This window comes from Roseateles sp. So40a, from assembly GCF_048081605.1.
Classification (GTDB): Bacteria; Pseudomonadota; Gammaproteobacteria; order Burkholderiales; family Burkholderiaceae_C; genus Roseateles.
Genome location: NZ_CP182288.1, coordinates 3827015 through 3842551 on the forward strand (window position 1 = coordinate 3827015; position 15537 = coordinate 3842551).

13 protein-coding genes are annotated in these 15537 nt (G+C 68.5%); 7 read left to right on the plus strand and 6 right to left on the minus strand.

Annotation, left to right across the window (positions count from 1 at the left end; all coding sequences use genetic code 11):
- From ACNI65_RS17455 to ACNI65_RS17470, 4 genes are all read right to left on the minus strand, one after another.
- The gene (locus tag ACNI65_RS17455) at window positions 1–2115 is read right to left on the minus strand and encodes an FHIPEP family type III secretion protein (protein ID WP_416758275.1); all 2115 of its coding nucleotides are present in this window, start codon (window positions 2113–2115) and stop codon (window positions 1–3) included.
- 81 nt (window positions 2116–2196) lie between these two features.
- Entirely contained in the window at window positions 2197–3429 is a 1233-nt protein-coding gene (locus ACNI65_RS17460; RefSeq protein ID WP_416758276.1) for a hypothetical protein, read from the minus strand.
- Between the two features lie 60 nt (window positions 3430–3489).
- Window positions 3490–5325, minus strand: a complete 1836-nt coding sequence (locus tag ACNI65_RS17465; RefSeq protein WP_416758278.1) for a secretin N-terminal domain-containing protein — start codon at window positions 5323–5325, stop codon at window positions 3490–3492.
- A 47-nt stretch (window positions 5326–5372) separates the two neighbouring features.
- Window positions 5373–6308 (minus strand): hypothetical protein, encoded by a 936-nt coding sequence (locus ACNI65_RS17470; RefSeq protein WP_416758280.1) that lies wholly within the window; start codon window positions 6306–6308, stop codon window positions 5373–5375.
- A 146-nt stretch (window positions 6309–6454) separates the two neighbouring features.
- Between ACNI65_RS17470 and ACNI65_RS17475 the strand changes: the two genes are divergently transcribed.
- From ACNI65_RS17475 to ACNI65_RS17490, 4 genes are all read left to right on the plus strand, one after another.
- Entirely contained in the window at window positions 6455–7600 is a 1146-nt protein-coding gene (locus ACNI65_RS17475; protein WP_416758282.1) for a FliM/FliN family flagellar motor switch protein, read from the plus strand.
- A complete protein-coding gene (gene sctR / locus ACNI65_RS17480) occupies window positions 7597–8298 on the plus strand; it encodes a type III secretion system export apparatus subunit SctR (RefSeq protein WP_416758283.1) in 702 nt (233 codons plus the stop codon). Before ACNI65_RS17475 ends, sctR begins: the two co-directional genes overlap by 4 nt.
- Before the next feature lie 10 nt (window positions 8299–8308).
- A complete protein-coding gene (gene sctS / locus ACNI65_RS17485) occupies window positions 8309–8578 on the plus strand; it encodes a type III secretion system export apparatus subunit SctS (protein WP_416758284.1) in 270 nt (89 codons plus the stop codon).
- 151 nt (window positions 8579–8729) lie between these two features.
- Window positions 8730–9467, plus strand: coding sequence for a sigma-70 family RNA polymerase sigma factor (locus ACNI65_RS17490; protein ID WP_416758285.1), 738 nt, complete (start codon window positions 8730–8732; stop codon window positions 9465–9467).
- 128 nt (window positions 9468–9595) lie between these two features.
- On the opposite strand, the gene ubiB is transcribed toward ACNI65_RS17490, so the two are convergent.
- Together ubiB and ACNI65_RS17500 are read right to left on the minus strand one after the other, a co-directional pair.
- The gene (gene ubiB / locus ACNI65_RS17495; protein ID WP_416758286.1) at window positions 9596–11149 is read right to left on the minus strand and encodes a ubiquinone biosynthesis regulatory protein kinase UbiB; all 1554 of its coding nucleotides are present in this window, start codon (window positions 11147–11149) and stop codon (window positions 9596–9598) included.
- A 4-nt stretch (window positions 11150–11153) separates the two neighbouring features.
- Window positions 11154–11687 (minus strand): hypothetical protein, encoded by a 534-nt coding sequence (locus ACNI65_RS17500; protein ID WP_416758287.1) that lies wholly within the window; start codon window positions 11685–11687, stop codon window positions 11154–11156.
- Between the two features lie 138 nt (window positions 11688–11825).
- On the opposite strand from ACNI65_RS17500, the gene ACNI65_RS17505 reads away from it, so the two are divergent.
- From ACNI65_RS17505 to galE, 3 genes are read left to right on the plus strand one after another with little or no spacing between them, the layout of a single operon-like run.
- Window positions 11826–13220 (plus strand): undecaprenyl-phosphate glucose phosphotransferase, encoded by a 1395-nt coding sequence (locus tag ACNI65_RS17505; protein ID WP_416758288.1) that lies wholly within the window; start codon window positions 11826–11828, stop codon window positions 13218–13220.
- Between the two features lie 54 nt (window positions 13221–13274).
- Complete coding sequence (locus ACNI65_RS17510) at window positions 13275–14459, plus strand: hypothetical protein (protein WP_416758289.1); 1185 nt, start codon at window positions 13275–13277, stop codon at window positions 14457–14459.
- Between the two features lie 13 nt (window positions 14460–14472).
- Window positions 14473–15495, plus strand: coding sequence for a UDP-glucose 4-epimerase GalE (galE, locus tag ACNI65_RS17515; protein WP_416758290.1), 1023 nt, complete (start codon window positions 14473–14475; stop codon window positions 15493–15495).
- Window positions 15496–15537: the final 42 nt, after the last annotated feature.

Genomic DNA, 15537 nt, shown 5'->3' on the forward strand with positions numbered 1-15537 from the left:
TCAATAGAGCTCGGGGGCCGGATGGCCGTCCAACGGCACGCTGATCACGGCACGCACGCTGACGCGGAAATCCGGCGGCAGCTCGGACATGCCGATGACCGCCAGCTGAGGAATGCGGTCGGCCAGCAGCTTGCGCGCGTGGGGCCGGATGTCCTGCGCGCAGATCATCACCACGGGAGCGTCGTCAGCAGCGTTCAGGTAGGCGGCCGACGTCTCATCCATGATCGCGTCGGTGAGGTCGGCATCCAGCGCCAGGAAGTCGCCGTACGCGGTCTGACGGACCGAGGCGCGGATCTGCGCTTCCAATTCGCTGTCGAACATCAGGGCCCGCAGTTCCTTGCGCACGGCGTGGGCATCGCAGATCTCGCGCTGCAAGGCCGCGCGGACGCATTCCGTCAGCACCCCCGGATCACGCTCGCGCGGGCCCCAGTCGATCAAGGCGTTCACGATCATCGGCAGGTTGCGGATGCTGACGTTCTCGGTCAACAGGCGCCGCAGCACGTCGGCCATCCGGGCCACCGGCACCGCCCGCTCCAGCTCCTTGGCCACCTCGGGCGTCTTGCGACCGCACCAGGCGGCGATCTTCTGGGTCTCCTCCATGCCGAAGTACATCGGACCGACGCGAAGGAGCGTCTCCTCGCACAGCGACTCCAGCCGTGCCCAGCAGTCCTGAAGATCCTGCGGCACCGGAGACAGGGCCAGCGCCTGTGCCTCCGGCAACCACACCCGCGGGGCGCACGCCCGCCCGCCGCGCAGTTCGACGCGTTCCTCGGGAAGCCCCAGATCGAGGACATCGCCCTGGGTCCAGGTGCAGGTACGCAAGGTCTCGTCCAGCGACATCGAGAAGACGCGGACCTCGCCATGACAGAACTCCAGATCGGCGTCCGGGAGGTCGACGTCCACGTCGCAATCGATGGGCGGGGTCACCAGCGCCAGGCGGCGCACCAGTCCGTTCCGGACATGTCTGCAGACGCTGAGCGCCCGGTGCGCCCGTACCGGATCGATCCGGCTGCTGACGCGCAGCGCGAAGGCGCGCACGACGTCGAACTCACGCGTGGCCTCGATGTGGAACTCGCGATTCTGCGCTTCCTCGCGCTCGCGCTTGAGCTTGCGGTGCATCGTGGACAGTCCGACCGCGGCCGAGCCCGCCGCCAGCGCGGCAAACGCCGGCAACGGCATGCCGGGCAAGAGCCCGAAGGCGAGCATGGCACCGCTGGCCGTGACCCAGGCCTTGGGCTGATGGAGCAGCTGACTCGTCAGCTCGGTCCCGATGGCCGCACCGCCTGTCGGTTTGGACACGCGCGTCACCAGCAGGCCGGCCGTCATCGACATGAGCAGCGCGGGAATCTGCGCCACGAGCCCGTCGCCGATCGTCAGGATCGCGTAGACCTGCAGCGCGTCGGCTGCGGGCATGCCTCGCTGCACGACGCCGATGGAGAGCCCTCCGAGCAGGTTCACCAGCACGATGACGATGCCCACGATCGAGTCGCCCTTGGCGAATTTCATCGTGCCGTCCATCGCGCCGAAGAACTGGCTCTCCTCGGTCAGCGCGTCGCGCTGCGCCTTGGCTTCCTCCTGCGTGATGCCTCCGGCCTTGCGTTCCATGTCGATCGCCATCTGGCGGCCCGGCATCGCGTCCAGCGAAAAGCGCGCACCGACCTCCGCGACCCGCTCCGACCCTTTGGTGATCACGATGAACTGCACCACGGTCAGCACGAGAAAAACCACCAGGCCGACAACGAGGTTGCCTCCGACCACGATCTCGCCGAAGGCCTCGATGATGTGGCCGGCTTCCGCGTTGAGCAGGATCTGGCGCGTGCTCGCCACGCTGAGCGCCACGCGGAACAGGGTCGTCACGAGGAACAGCGAGGGGAATGCCGAGAGACCGGTGGTCTGCCGCACCTGCATCACGAGGACGATCAGCAGCGCGGAGACGCACAGGTTGATCGCGATGAGCAGGTCCAGGAGCCAGGTCGGCACCGGCAGCAGCATCGCGAAGATGACAGCGACCACCAACGCGGTGACGACGACTTCGGCCCGTTCACCGCGAGGTGCGATCTGGTGGACCAGGGTCAGGGCCGGGGAACCGGCGGGGCGTGCGGGAGGGGCGGTCATGGTGGCGGATCAGTCGAGCATGGGAGGGTGAGGTTCGCCACCTGAATCTGCTGGCGTGACAAGTGCCACGCCAGCGGCGCGTCAGCCCGCGCGGCGCACCATCCCTTGGCGGTTCAACAGGCCGCGACTCTCCAGGTCATGCGCGCACGCGAAGGAGAGTTCCTGGCGGACCAACTGCTTCGTGTCGCCGTTCAGCCAGATGCCCGACGGCAGCTCCGGCAAGGCGCGTTGCAAGTGCCGGCGCGCGCTCGCGAGTGCGTCGCCGTTGACTCGCAGCACCGTGGGCATGCGCGCCAACGTCGCCTGCGGCGACATCGCGAAGGTGGTCGCGATGAGCCATTCCGCGCATTTGTGCGCATCTTCCGGTTTGCCCGCGCCCGGGCATGGCCCTGCCTTCAGCAGTCGCTGCGCCTGCGTCTCCACCACGCGAACCTGCTGGATCGCGCGCAGCAGCGACAGCGACAGGAAGACCTCCGTGCCGCGCGATCGGCGCGGATCGACCCGGCCGCGCGGCACCGCCATGGCCGCCAGCCGGTCCAGGCCCCGCTCGCCCATGGCGGCCTTCGCGTCGAGCACCAGCTTGGGCGTCGGCGGCGACTGCAGCAGCGAGTACAGCGGCGAGCCGGGCGCCATGGCATCGCCGCTGGCGGCTCCGCGGCCCGTCGACGCGGCCGCCCGCATCCAGGCCTGCACGGTGACCGCGTCGGTCGCCTCCCCTTGATCCTCCTGAAGCCGCGCCTTCAGTTCCTCCGCGCGCGCACCGGGGGCCAGGTGCTTCAACGCCAACGTCATCAGGGCCTCACGCTCGTCGCTTCGGAACGTGTCGACATCCAGGGACGCGGTGGCCTCGGCGTCCCGGCCTTGCGCCCAGAGCGAGGCGAATCGCTCCGCGCGCTGGCGGATCGACGCGAACTGGTGGTCTCCGGCCAGCTGGCGCAGCATCGTCTGGATCGCATCGATCCGCATCATGGCTCGGGCCTGCTCGACCTTCGCGGACTGCGCATCGCGGGCGTCGTCGTGCGCCTCGATTTCCTCTCGCTCGCTGGTGCCGAAGGTGATCTCCTCGGCGCTCTCCCCCAGGCCGGCGCTGTTGGCCGAGGCCTGCAGGAAGTCTTGCCGGGCCTCCGCCCTGGCGGCGCGCCGCTCGGCGATGCGTTGCGCTTCAGCGTGCGCCGCCTCGACGGCGCGATCCTGTGTCGGCGCGCGCCACGGCCCGCGTTCGGCGCCCTGCGTCCCTGAGAGACGGTTCCGGATCGGGTCCTCGGGGGGCGGCGTGAAGGGGCCGTGGCCGGCGCGGGCAACGAGGGACGTCATGGGGCTCTCCACGAAAACAGGCGTTGAGGAAAGGAATCAGCGCGCAAGGGCAGGCGGTGGTCAGGGCAGCGCGCGGGCCGTCACGATGAAGAGCCGTTCACGTTCGTCGTTGCTGGTGGCATCGCTGCGAAACAGCGCGCCGATCAGTGGGATCCCCGCCAGGCCCGGCACTCGACTGTTGCTGACGCGTCGATCCTGCCGGCGGTACCCGCCGACCACGAGCGATTCGCCCGGCCGCACCAGCGCCTCGGTGCTGACGGCGCTGTTGCCGACGCGGGGCGTACCCGCCGCGGTCGTGCTGGGCGAGAGCTGGCCGTCCTCGATGTCCAAGGTGACGCGGATGCCTCGATTGTCTGGCTCGGCGCTGTCGGGCCGTGGGGGACCGCGCGGCGGATCGTCTCCCACGATGCTCGGTGTCACCTTGAGCAAGGTGCCCGCGGTGATCGTGCGCAGATCGGTGGCGCGTTCGCCCACGAGCTTCACGTATTCGGACTGATTCATGTCGAGCAAGGCGCCGACGTTGTTCATGGTCAGGATCGACGGACGGGACAGGACCTGGGCCTGGCCGCGGGACTCGAGCGCGCGCAGCCGCACCTCCAGCCGATCCGAGGCCCACAGGGCCATGGTCGAACCCGGGACGCCCGTGGAAGAGCCGTCCGAGTTCGCGCCGACCCGCCCTGCCGCACTGAACCCCCACCGCCCGATGTCGGAACCGCCTTGCACGTCGACCGACCAGTCTCGCAGCGCGTTGGCGCTGACATCCAGGATGGTGACGTTGATCTCGATCAGCCGGCTGGGCTGGTCCAGCTCCTCGACCAGCGCGCGGTACTCCTCGCGGCGGGAGGGCAGGTCCCACACGAGGATGGCATTCAGCGGCGCGTAGGCCGCCAGTGAGGGCGTGAAATCGACCGTGGTGTCTGTCCCCCGACTGCGGCTCGGGCGCCCGCTCGCGGGTTCCGCGAGCGCGGTGGACCACGCGCCGCCAGTGGCGGATTCAGCGACCGGTGTCGCCGGGCGCGGGGAGTTGCGAACCGCCTCAGGCAGCCGCGCCGCGGAAAGGCTGGGCAGACCCAACAGGCCGGACAGACCCGGGCTCGCCTCGACGCCGTCCTGCGCGGCCGCCGCGTTGCGCGCCATCTCCGCGGCGACCCCCGCCCAGGGGTCGGTGCTGGTCGAGGCGGGGCTGTCTGACGGGGACCGGTCGGCCGAGGGCCCCGATTTCAGATTGACGGTGCGACTGTGGGTCAGGATCTGATTGAGCGTCGTGACCAGGCCCGGCACGATCGTGCTCCGGTCCCGCGTGCGCATCTCCCGATCCGAAGCGGACGCATGGCGCAGGCGAAAGACCATCAGCCGAGGACGCTCGCGCGGCGCCGCCGTCTCGACGGGGAGCGCGAGCACCCGGCGCACGATCTCCACATAGGCGGACGGCCCGGACACGAGCACGCTCGGCGGGTCCGTGTCGAACTCACCCCAGCCGAAACGGGGTTCGAACAGGCCCAGTCCGATCAGCGCGTCCTTCACGTCGGCCGGTGTCTGCGATCCCAGCAGGATGCGCGCGCTGGTCGAGGACGCGCGCGCGGACACATGAAGCACCCCCTGATAGACGAACCAGTCCAGGCCCTGAGCCTCCGCGATCCGGTCCAGGTAGGCCGCCGGCGCGGTGCCCTTGCCACCGACGCGAACCGTGCGGGACGCGAGCGAGCGATCTGCCAGCTTGACCTGCAATCCCATCGCCGCGGCGAAGCGGTCCAGGGTCTGACCCAAGGTCGAGGGTTCATCCGCGCGATGGCTGTAGAGCGCGTCGCGCCAACTGTCGGGCGGAACGGCGGCGGCGGGCGTCACGGCCGGTCCGATCGGACCAAGCAGGCCGACCACGCACAGTGCCGCGCCCACCCATCGGGCATCCAGGGGACAAGCGTGTCTCATGTCAGCGCATTTCTTCAAGGATCTTGCGTTGCGTCAGCCAATGACGCTGCATCGTCAGCTTCATCGAGGCCGACCTGGCCTGATGTTGCAACTGCATCTCCACCGCGCGGTCGATGTCCGCCGCATTGAGGGTCTTCATCGCCTCCGACAGCTTCTTCGTCTGCGATTGCGCGGTCTGCATCAGGCGGTGGGTCGTTGAGATCGAGGTCATCTGGAGGCTCCTGGGAAATGTGAGGCGGGGGAAGGGAATTCGCGGCCGATGTCGGCGGCGATGCGGTCTCCGATGCCGTGGCGTCCGTCGCCACCACATCGATCAATGCGCCCACGTTGTCGCGGTAGGACGCATGCAGGCTGCCCATCGGGTGCTCCAGCACGCAGTGGCCGGTCTCGAGCGTCGAATCCGGTGTCAGCGTCCAACCGGTGTCGGCAGCGAACCCGCCCAGCACGGCGGCATCGTCGGGATGCGCGCGGAGCCGGCCATCGCCTTCGCCGCGTGAGGCGCGCCATTCGTCCAGCAACAACCTGGCGCTGGATCGCGCCGCGAGATCGCCCGGCAGCTCGATCAACAGCCGGCGGGCCGCCGCATGCGCGATGGTGGTCATGAGGGTCTCGATGCCCGCTTGCAGCGCGGCGCGCTCGCCGGTCAGCGCCGACGCGATCCGTGCGACATCGGTCAAGGTCTCGCGTCGCAACGCCTCGATCTGGTCAAGGGCCTGGCGGTTCAACGCCTCCCGCTTCTGCGCGCGCCAGCGCGTTTCCCGTTGACGGGCCTGTCGAAGCCGGCTCGCGCAGCGCCGACGCGCGGCCCGCACGAGCTCCGAGGCCTCGCGGATCACCGCGAGGGACTCTCGCGCCACAACGACGGCGGCCTCGCCGGTCTCGACATCCTGGTCGAGGCGAAGGGCGAGGCCGTTGAGCGTGAGGCGTTCGGCAATCCAGGCGGGGTGCATGGGCGCGCTAGTGCGATGGCAGGACCTGCCGGTTCGCCCCGCAGGCGTCGCCAGAAGAACGCATCGCTTCGCGCCACGCACTGACCGCCCGATCCGCGTCGCCCTCCCTGACTTCTCCTCTCGCCCGCCACGACGGGTGCTCGCCCATGACATCCGCCATCACCCACGCCCCCCTCCCGCTCGTCTGCACGGCGCCGCCGGATCCGGTCACCACGTTCCAGACACCCGCGCGCTTCCCTTCGCGCGATGCCGTCCGGGTCCGGCTGGAACGGACGCTGCGACGTGGATTGAGCTGGAAGGTGCCTGATCTCGATGAGGAACTCGCGGACGGATCGCCTTGGTCCGCCCTGCATCTGACGCTGTCAGGCGCGGCCGACGGCTCCGACGCGAATCCCGACCCGCGAGCGATGAAGGCGCCGTGCATGCAGCGAGGGAGCGTGACGCTTCGCGGCGCGCATGGCGATCTGCGACTTCCTGACGATCGCCTGATCGCGCTGCTCACCGGGGTGGCGCTGCCCCCGGCGGCCGACACCTCCACGCGGGACGGTCTGCTGAACCTGGCCTGCGCGCTCTGGCCGACATCGATCGCCGACGCCCTGGGTGGAGCGCTGGCGGTCGCCACCGGATCCGACATCGGTCAAGAGACGCTGCAAGCTCCAATTCGCGCCGCGCTCACCTTGATCGCACGGGATGGCTCCCGTCACACGGTCGGTATCGAGGCCACGGCCGAGAGCTGGTCGGCCATCGCCGGGCTTGCGGGCTGGGTGCCGATGCCTCTGACGCATCCGCTGCCGCCGGCCCTGGCCGCCGTGACGCTCCCCATGGGCCTGCACCTGGGCCGAGTGACCGTCTCGCGCTCGACGGCGTCCCGCCTTCGTGTCGGCGACGCGCTGTGGCTCCCCGCGGACAACCCGTCAGAAGTCCGCCCGCTCTGCTTCATATCGGGGAGGCAACTGCTTCATTTAGGTCAGGTGAACCACCTCTCACGCGAGTTCCAGGGATGGGGCCCGAAGGGGGGCCGGGGCTCCAATTCCCCCCATGCCTTGCCACCCCCAACGGAGCCCCGCAACGTGGATGCCTTGACCGTAGATCTGGACTTCATCGTCGGCCGCGTCGCCCTGACCGTCGGCGAACTCAGCGCCCTGGCTCCGGGCCACGTCATCGAGCTGGAATCCACCACCCCCGCCCACGTGCGCATCGTCGCCCACGGCACCGAGCTGGGCTCGGGCCAGCTGGTGGATGTCGACGGGCGCCTCGCCATCGAGATCCTGCAGTGGGGGAGTCCGCGGTGAATGTCGGCAACCTCGATCCCGTCGCGCTGGCCGTCCTGCTCGGGGGGCTGACGCTGCTGCCCCTGCTGCTGGTCTGCACGACGAGCTACCTGAAGATCTCGGTGGTGCTGATGATCGTGCGCAACGCGCTCGGCGTGCAGCAGGTACCGCCGACGATGGCGCTGAACGGCATGGCGCTCGCCGCCACGCTGTTCGTGATGGCGCCGGTGCTCAACGAGGTCGCCTCGAGGTTGCACATCAATTCGCCCGCCGCCAGCGGCTCGGCGTCGTTCGAGGCGTCCGGCACGTCGCGTGTCCGCCCGTCCTCGAAACCCCTCGGCCTGCCCGAACTGGCCCATGCGTCCGAGCCGTTTCGCGGCTTCATGCTCGCCAACACGCTGCCGGAGAAGCGACAGAAATTCGTCGATCTCGCCCGGCAGCAGTGGAGCGAATCGGGCCTGGCCGCCCCCGCCGACAGCGATTACGTCGTGCTGATTCCCTGCTTCGTGGTGAGCGAGCTGGAGCTCGCGCTCAAGGCCGGGTTCGTGCTCTACGTCCCCTTCGTCGTCATCGACCTGCTGCTGTCCAACCTGCTGCTGGCGCTGGGCATGCAGATGGTGTCGCCGATGGTGGTGTCGCTGCCGCTCAAGATCCTGCTGTTCGTCCTGCTTGACGGCTGGGCGCGGCTCTTCGACGGCCTGGTCCGTTCCTACGCATGAGGGCCGCGGCGTGATCGAAACCATCGCGTTTTTCCAGAAGGGCCTGTTGCTGGTCATCTGGCTCACCCTGCCGCCGCTCGTCGTGGCGGTCATTGCTGGCGTGATCGTCTCGCTGGTGCAGACCGTCCTGTCCATGCAGGACCAGAGCATTCCCTTCGCCGTGAAGCTGCTCGCCGTCGGCCTGGTCCTCGCGATGACCGGCCGCTGGATGGCCTTGCAGCTGCTCGCGCTGGGCGACCTGGCCCTGTCGGCATTGATCACCTTTGGAGGCCGCCATTGAGCGCGCGCCTCGACTTCCCTTTCCTCATGCGCCCGGCGCGGCGTGCCCTTGTCCTCCCCACTCCAGGGAGCCCCCGGCTCCGGAACATCCCCGTCGGGCGCGCGCCCGCTACCGAGCCCAACGGGGACCCGGACCATCTTCGAGTCTGTCCATGAACCATTCCTACGAAGTTCCGGAGCCCGCGGACGCCGCCCCTCCCAGCGCGGCCGTTGAAGCGGTCGATGCCGACAGTGGGACGGCAGCCCCCACGGACGCCGCTCCGGTCGAACGGGTCCACTCGGTCGAGCCGGTCGAGCCGGTCGATCCCGAGCTCGTCCGCCAGCGTCAGCAACTGGTCCTGGCGCACATCGTGAAGATCGCCCGCGAGTCCCGCAGCGACTCCAGCAAGCTCAAGCGTTTCCTGCGCCGGTATGAGCGCTCGCCGGGCGAACTCGACGACATCATCCAGGACGCGATGCTCGAGGCCACGCGATGCGCTGATCGTTTCCAGGCCCGTTCCACGGTGGAGACCTGGTTCTTCGGCATCGCGGCGAACGTGGCACGCAACCACGTCGCGCGCTGTTCCAAACGCAGCAGCCAGATGACCAGCCTGGACGAGTCGCCGCACATCATGGACGTCGAGTCGGCCCATCGCCCCCGAGATGGATCGGTGGACGTCAGCCAGCAGGTGGCGTATCGCCAGTTGGCGGGCATCGTGGATGTCACCCTGTCCGGGCTCTCGCCGGACCTGCGCGGCACCTTCGACCTGGCCTGCCTGCAGGAGGAGTCCTATCGGGACGTGGCCGAGATCCAGGCCATCCCCATCGGCACGGTGCGATCACGGGTGAACCGGGTCCGCACGCTGCTGCGCTCGCGGCTGAAGCAAGGTTTCGCCGACTACGCGACCTGACAGTGCCACCTGATGGCGCCACCTGACGACGCCGAACGTCACGTGTCGTCTCCCAAAGACAAACCGCCCCTTGAAGGGCGGTTTTGTGTTTCCAGACGTTGCGACTACGTGGCGACAACGTGGCGAGCTCAGTCCCACCAGCGCAGCGCGAGCTGCGTCAGCACCAACGCCACCATGAAGCCGCCGACGCCCCACAGCAGTGCCTGCAGCAAGTGATTGGTGCGGCGCTGCTCAGTCAGCAGCTGGCGGGTGAGGTCGGCATGGCCATCCTCGGCGCGCTGGCGCAGCACCTCATGCATGAGTCTCGGGAACTCCGGCAGGATCTGCGCGTAACGCGGCGCTTCCTTCTTGAGGTGGTTCACGAAGGCTCGCCAGCCCACCTGCTCGTCCATCCAGCGCTCCAGGAACGGCTTGGCCGTCGCCCAGAGATCCAGTTCCGGATCGAGCTGACGACCCAGACCTTCGATGTTGAGCAGCGTTTTTTGCAGCAAAACCAGCTGCGGCTGAATCTCGACGTTAAATCTTCGCGAGATCTGAAACAGGCGCATCAGCACCTGGCCCAGCGAGATGTCCTTGAGCGGCTTGTCGAAATGCGGCTCGCAGACCGTGCGCACCGCGCCTTCGAGCTCATCGACCCGCGTCTCGGGCGGCACCCAGCCGGACTCGATGTGCAGCTCGGCCACGCGCTTGTAGTCGCGGCGGAAGAAGGCGATGAAGTTCTGCGCGAGGTAGTCCTTGTCGACCTGCGTCAGCGTGCCGATGATCCCGAAGTCCAGCGCCACGTAGTTGCCGAAGGTCTTGGGGTCCAGGCTGACCTGGATGTTCCCGGGGTGCATGTCGGCATGGAAGAAACCGTCCCGGAACACCTGCGTGAAGAAGATCGTGACGCCGTCGCGGGCCAGCTTCTTGATGTCCACGCCCGCTTCGCGCAGCCGCTCCAGCTGCGAGATCGGCACGCCGCGCATGCGCTCCATGACGATGACCTCGCTCTTGCAGAGCTCCCAGATCATCTCCGGCACCAGCACCAGGCGCAGGTCCTGCATGTTGCGGCGCAGTTGGGCCGCGTTGGCGGCCTCGCGCACCAGGTCCAGTTCGTCGTGCAGGTAGGTGTTGAACTCGCCGACCACCTCGCGCGGCTTGAGCCGTCGGCCATCGGCGGAGAAACGCTCCACCCATCCTGCCAGCGTGCGCATCAGCGCGAGGTCGTCCTCGATGATGTCCAGCATGCCCGGGCGCAGCACCTTGACGGCCACCTCGCGGCCGTCGGGCAGGGTCGCGAAGTGCACCTGCGCGATGGACGCGCTCGCCACCGGCTCGGCCTCGAAGCTCGCGAAGATGTCCTCGATGCGCCGTCCGAAGGCGCGCTCGATGAGCTCGCGTGACAAGGCGGCGGGGAACGGCGGGACGTTGTCCTGGAGCTTGGACAGCTCCTCGATCATGTCCGGCGGGACCAGGTCCCGCCGGGTCGACAGCAGCTGACCGAACTTGACGAAGATCGGCCCCAGCCGCTCCAGCGCGAGCCGCAGCCGCACGCCGCGCGGCTGGTCCCAGGCGCGGCCGACCGAGATCAGCCGGCGCAGGAAGCGGAATCGACGCCGCTTGAGCGTGGACAGCGCCAGCTCATCCAGCCCGAATCGATACAGGGTCCAGACGATGACCAGCAGGCGGGACAGATACCTCATGAGCTCATGCCCGGCCTGCGCCGTCGGGCATGAAGCGGCCCGCCTGACGGGCCAGGGCCGCCAGCGCGCCGGCCGCGGCGCGGCCGAAACGGCCGAGCTGGTGCGCCACGGCGGGTCCGGTGATCGCGGCGAGGTCGTCCTCGATGTCCCAGCGCACGTGGTCGATCAGCCAGTTGAAGTCGCCGGCGAGCTGGGCATCCCCTTCCACGCGCACGTCCGGACGCGCGCCTGACAGCGCCGCGAAAGCCGCGGCCGCGGGGTTGGACGCGTCCAGCTCGATGAGCAGGTCCGGTTCTTGCCTAGGGGCATCCTCGTCGGCCAATCGTTCCAGGAGACCGGCGGGGGTGATGCGCAACCGCAGGTCTGGCGCCGCGGGCAGCAGCGCCGGCCAGCCGGCCAGGCGCAGTCGCAGCGTCTTGCCCGTGTGCGGGGCCAGGCGCGCGGTGGCGACAGGCTCGCGGGACATGACATGGTTGAGCAACAGCGTGATGCGATCCTGGACCGCGGGGGCCAGGAGCAGGGACCATTCTTGGAGCATGGGACGGATTGTAGGCAGGCCGCGAGAGCGGTCCGGGGCGCGACGAAACCGGTGACAAGCTAGGGGGGCCGGTTACGAGTGCGCGAAATGAATTGAGCGAGAATTTCCGGCTGTTTGCCGGGGAAGGACCACTGGGTGATGTTTGAGGATCGGAATTACAAGAGAACCTTCTACAGCGCGCCGCAATCGGTCCAGTCGTTCATCGCGGCCTTCCTGGAACCGACCCTGATCGTCGGGGTCTACCTGGCCCTGCTGGCGTGCTTCGACGAGCCCGTGATGCGCTCGACCTACACGCTGTGCATGCTGGTGTTCGCGCTGACCTTCCCGGGACGCAACCGCTTCACCGACCATCCGGCCAGCGCGTTCACCGACATCGTCGGGTCGTGGCTGATGCTGTTGCTCATCCTGGGCATGTTCGCTTACGCGACCAGCAGCTTCCATTACTTCGAGCGGCCGGTGCTGCTGTGGTGGGCGCTGCTGACGCCGCTGGCGCAGATCATCGCGGTCGAGATCGGCCGGCGCGTGCTGCGCTGGCGCTCGCGCCAGCCCTGGATCCGCCGCACCGCGGTGATCGTCGGCGCCGGGCCGCTGGGGGCCAAGGTCGCGCGCGCGCTGGAATTCGGCACGGCCGGCGGCGCCGAGTGCCTGGGCTTCTTCGACGACCGCACCGCCGACCGGCTCCACGACGACTGCACGGACCGCATCCTGGGCAGCCTGCCGCAGCTGAGCGACTACGTGCGCGCCCACGGCGTGCGCGAGGTCTACATCACGCTGCCGCTGGGGTCGCAGCCGCGCATCCTGCAGCTGCTCGAGCAGTTGCAGGGCACGACCGCGTCGCTGTTCTTCGTGCCCGACGTCTTCGGCATCAGCATCATCCAGGGCCGCCTGCAGGACGTGAACGGCGTGCCGGTGGTGGGCATCCTGGAGACGCCGTTCACCGGCGTCAACGAGGTGGTCAAGCGGATCAGCGACATCGTGCTGGCCGCGATGATCCTGGTGCTGATCTCGCCGATCCTGCTGATCCTGTCGATCGGGGTGAAGATGAGCTCGCCCGGACCGGTGATCTTCAAGCAGCGCCGCAACGGCCTGGATGGCGAGGAGATCATCGTCTACAAGTTCCGCTCGATGCGCTCGATGGACAACGGCGCGGTGGTCAAGCAGGCCACCAAGGGCGACCCGCGCATCACGCCGTTCGGCGCCTTCATCCGCAAGACCTCGCTGGACGAGCTGCCGCAGTTCATCAACGTGCTGCAGGGCCGTATGAGCATCGTCGGTCCGCGCCCGCACGCGGTCGCGCACAACGAGGAATACCGCCAGATCATCAAGGCCTACATGGTCCGCCACAAGGTCAAGCCGGGCATCACCGGCTGGGCACAGGTGAACGGCCTGCGCGGCGAGACCGACACCGTGGACAAGATGAAGGCACGCGTCGAGTACGATCTGGAGTACCTGCGCAACTGGTCGCTGGGCCTGGATCTCCAGATCATCGTTCGGACCGTCCGGCTGATGCTGTTCGATCGCCACGCGTATTGACGACGGATGACGGCCGAATCACGACGGGATGACGACAACAAGGGGACTCCACCGATGACGCGACACCACCGACTGACCCTGCCCCGGGCGCTCCCGCTGGCACTGCTGGCCGCTGCCGCCCTGCCCGCCTGGGCCCAGAGCGACGTCGGCAGCCCCTGGTACCTGGGCGCCTCGCTGGGCCATTACTACACCGACAACGTCTTCCGATCCAACGCCGCGTCGAACAGCGACCGGCTGACCTCGCTGAGCCTGCTGGCCGGCGCGGACACGCGGCTGGGCCGCCAGCGCGTGCATGCCGACGCGCGCTTCAACGACACCCGCTATCAGGAAAACAGCCGGCTGGACAACCGCGGCTACAACATCGACGCCGGGCTGGACTGGGAGACCGTGGGCAACCTGTCGGGCACGGTGGACTACACCACCGCCCGCACGCTGGCCGACTTCAACAGCAACACGGGCATCGCGCCCACGACCGAGCGCAACCTGCAGACCGACCGCAGCCTGGGCGGCAGCGTCCGGCTGGGCCTGCCCAACCTGTCGCCGTTCACCGTCGAAGGGACGTTCTCCCGGCGCGAGCGGGACTATTCGCTGGCGCTGTGGGACTCGCAGGAATACCGCCAGAACATGTCCTCGCTGGGCCTGCTCTACAACGCGAGCAGCGCCTGGCGCTTCGGCGTCGCGGGCCGCTACACCAAGGGCCGCGTGCCGTCCAACGGCTTCGAGTGGGACCGCAAGGACGTCGACCTGACCGCGCTGTGGCGCGCCACCGGCTCCAGCAGCCTGAACGCGCGGATCAGCCGCAGCACCTCGGATTCCTTCACCGGCGTGACCGGCGCGCTGAGCTGGACCTGGGCGCCGGGCGGCCGCTGGACGCTCAACACCAAGCTCTCGCGCGACACCGGCGTCGAGGCCTATTACCTGGGCATCAACAACGGGCTGGCCGACTTCAACCGCGTGCAGACGGCGCTGCAGACGCAGTTCAGCTACCGCCTCACCGGCAAGATCACCGCGACGGCCGGCCTCGGCATCACGCGCCTGAGCCGCAACGGCGACATCGCCCTGCCCGGCGCCGGCGCGAAGGACAACTCCAAGCAGTACAGCCTGGGCCTGGCCTGGGAGGCGCTGCGCAACGTGACGGTGGGTTGCTCGTACACGCGACTCGACCGCGACACGTCCAACGTGCTCTATTCCTACAACGCCTACACCGCCGGCTGCTACGTGCAGGGCATGATCCGCTGACACCGAAGATCCCATGGCCAACGACACCATCCTGCTGACCGGCGCGACCGGCTACATCGCCTCCCACACCTGGCTCGCGCTGCAGGCGGCGGGTTACCGCGTCGTCGGCGTGGACAACTTCAGCAACAGTTCGCCCAAGGTGCTGGAACGCCTGGCCGAGCTCAGCGGGCAGACCCCGCTGTTCGAGAAGCTCGATGTCTGCGACGGCGCCGCGCTGGAAGCGGTCTTCGCCGAGTACCAGCCCGCGGCGGTCGTCCACTTCGCCGCCTACAAGGCCGTGGGCGAGTCCACCACCAAGCCGCTGAGCTACTACCGCAACAACCTCGACGGCCTGCTGACGGTGTGCGAGACGATGCGCCGGCACAACTGCAAGCGCATCGTGTTCTCCTCCAGCGCGACGGTCTACGGCCAGCCCAAGTCGCTGCCGCTGCGTGAGGACGCCGACCTGATGGCGGTCAACCCGTACGGTGCGACCAAGCTGATCGGCGAAGGCATCCTGCGCGACCTCGGCGCCTCGGACCCGAGCTGGCAGACCGCCTGCCTGCGCTACTTCAACCCGGTGGGTGCGCACGAGAGCGGCCGCATCGGCGAGGACCCGCGCGGCATCCCCAACAACCTGATGCCCTACGTGACGCAGGTCGCGGTGGGCCGCCGCGCCAAGCTGTCGGTCTTCGGCGGTGACTACGACACCCCGGACGGCACCGGCGTGCGCGACTACATTCACGTCGTCGACCTGGCCGAAGGCCACGTGGCGGCGCTGAACTTCCTGCTGCGCGGCGACGAGTCGATCTGGGTCAACCTGGGCACCGGCCGCGGCTACAGCGTGCTGGATCTGGTCCAGGCCTTCGCCAAGGCCAGCGGCCAGCAGATCCCCTATGAGATCGTGGACCGGCGACCTGGCGATGTCGCGGCCTGTTATGCCGATCCGGCGCTGGCCCGGGACAAGCTGGGCTGGAGCGCGCGCTTCGACCTGGACCGCATGTGCGAGGACAGCTGGCGCTGGCAATCGGCCAATCCGAATGGTTTTGAGAGTTGAGAGAGAGGGAGCAGTAACTTGAGCAAGATCGATACGCAACCG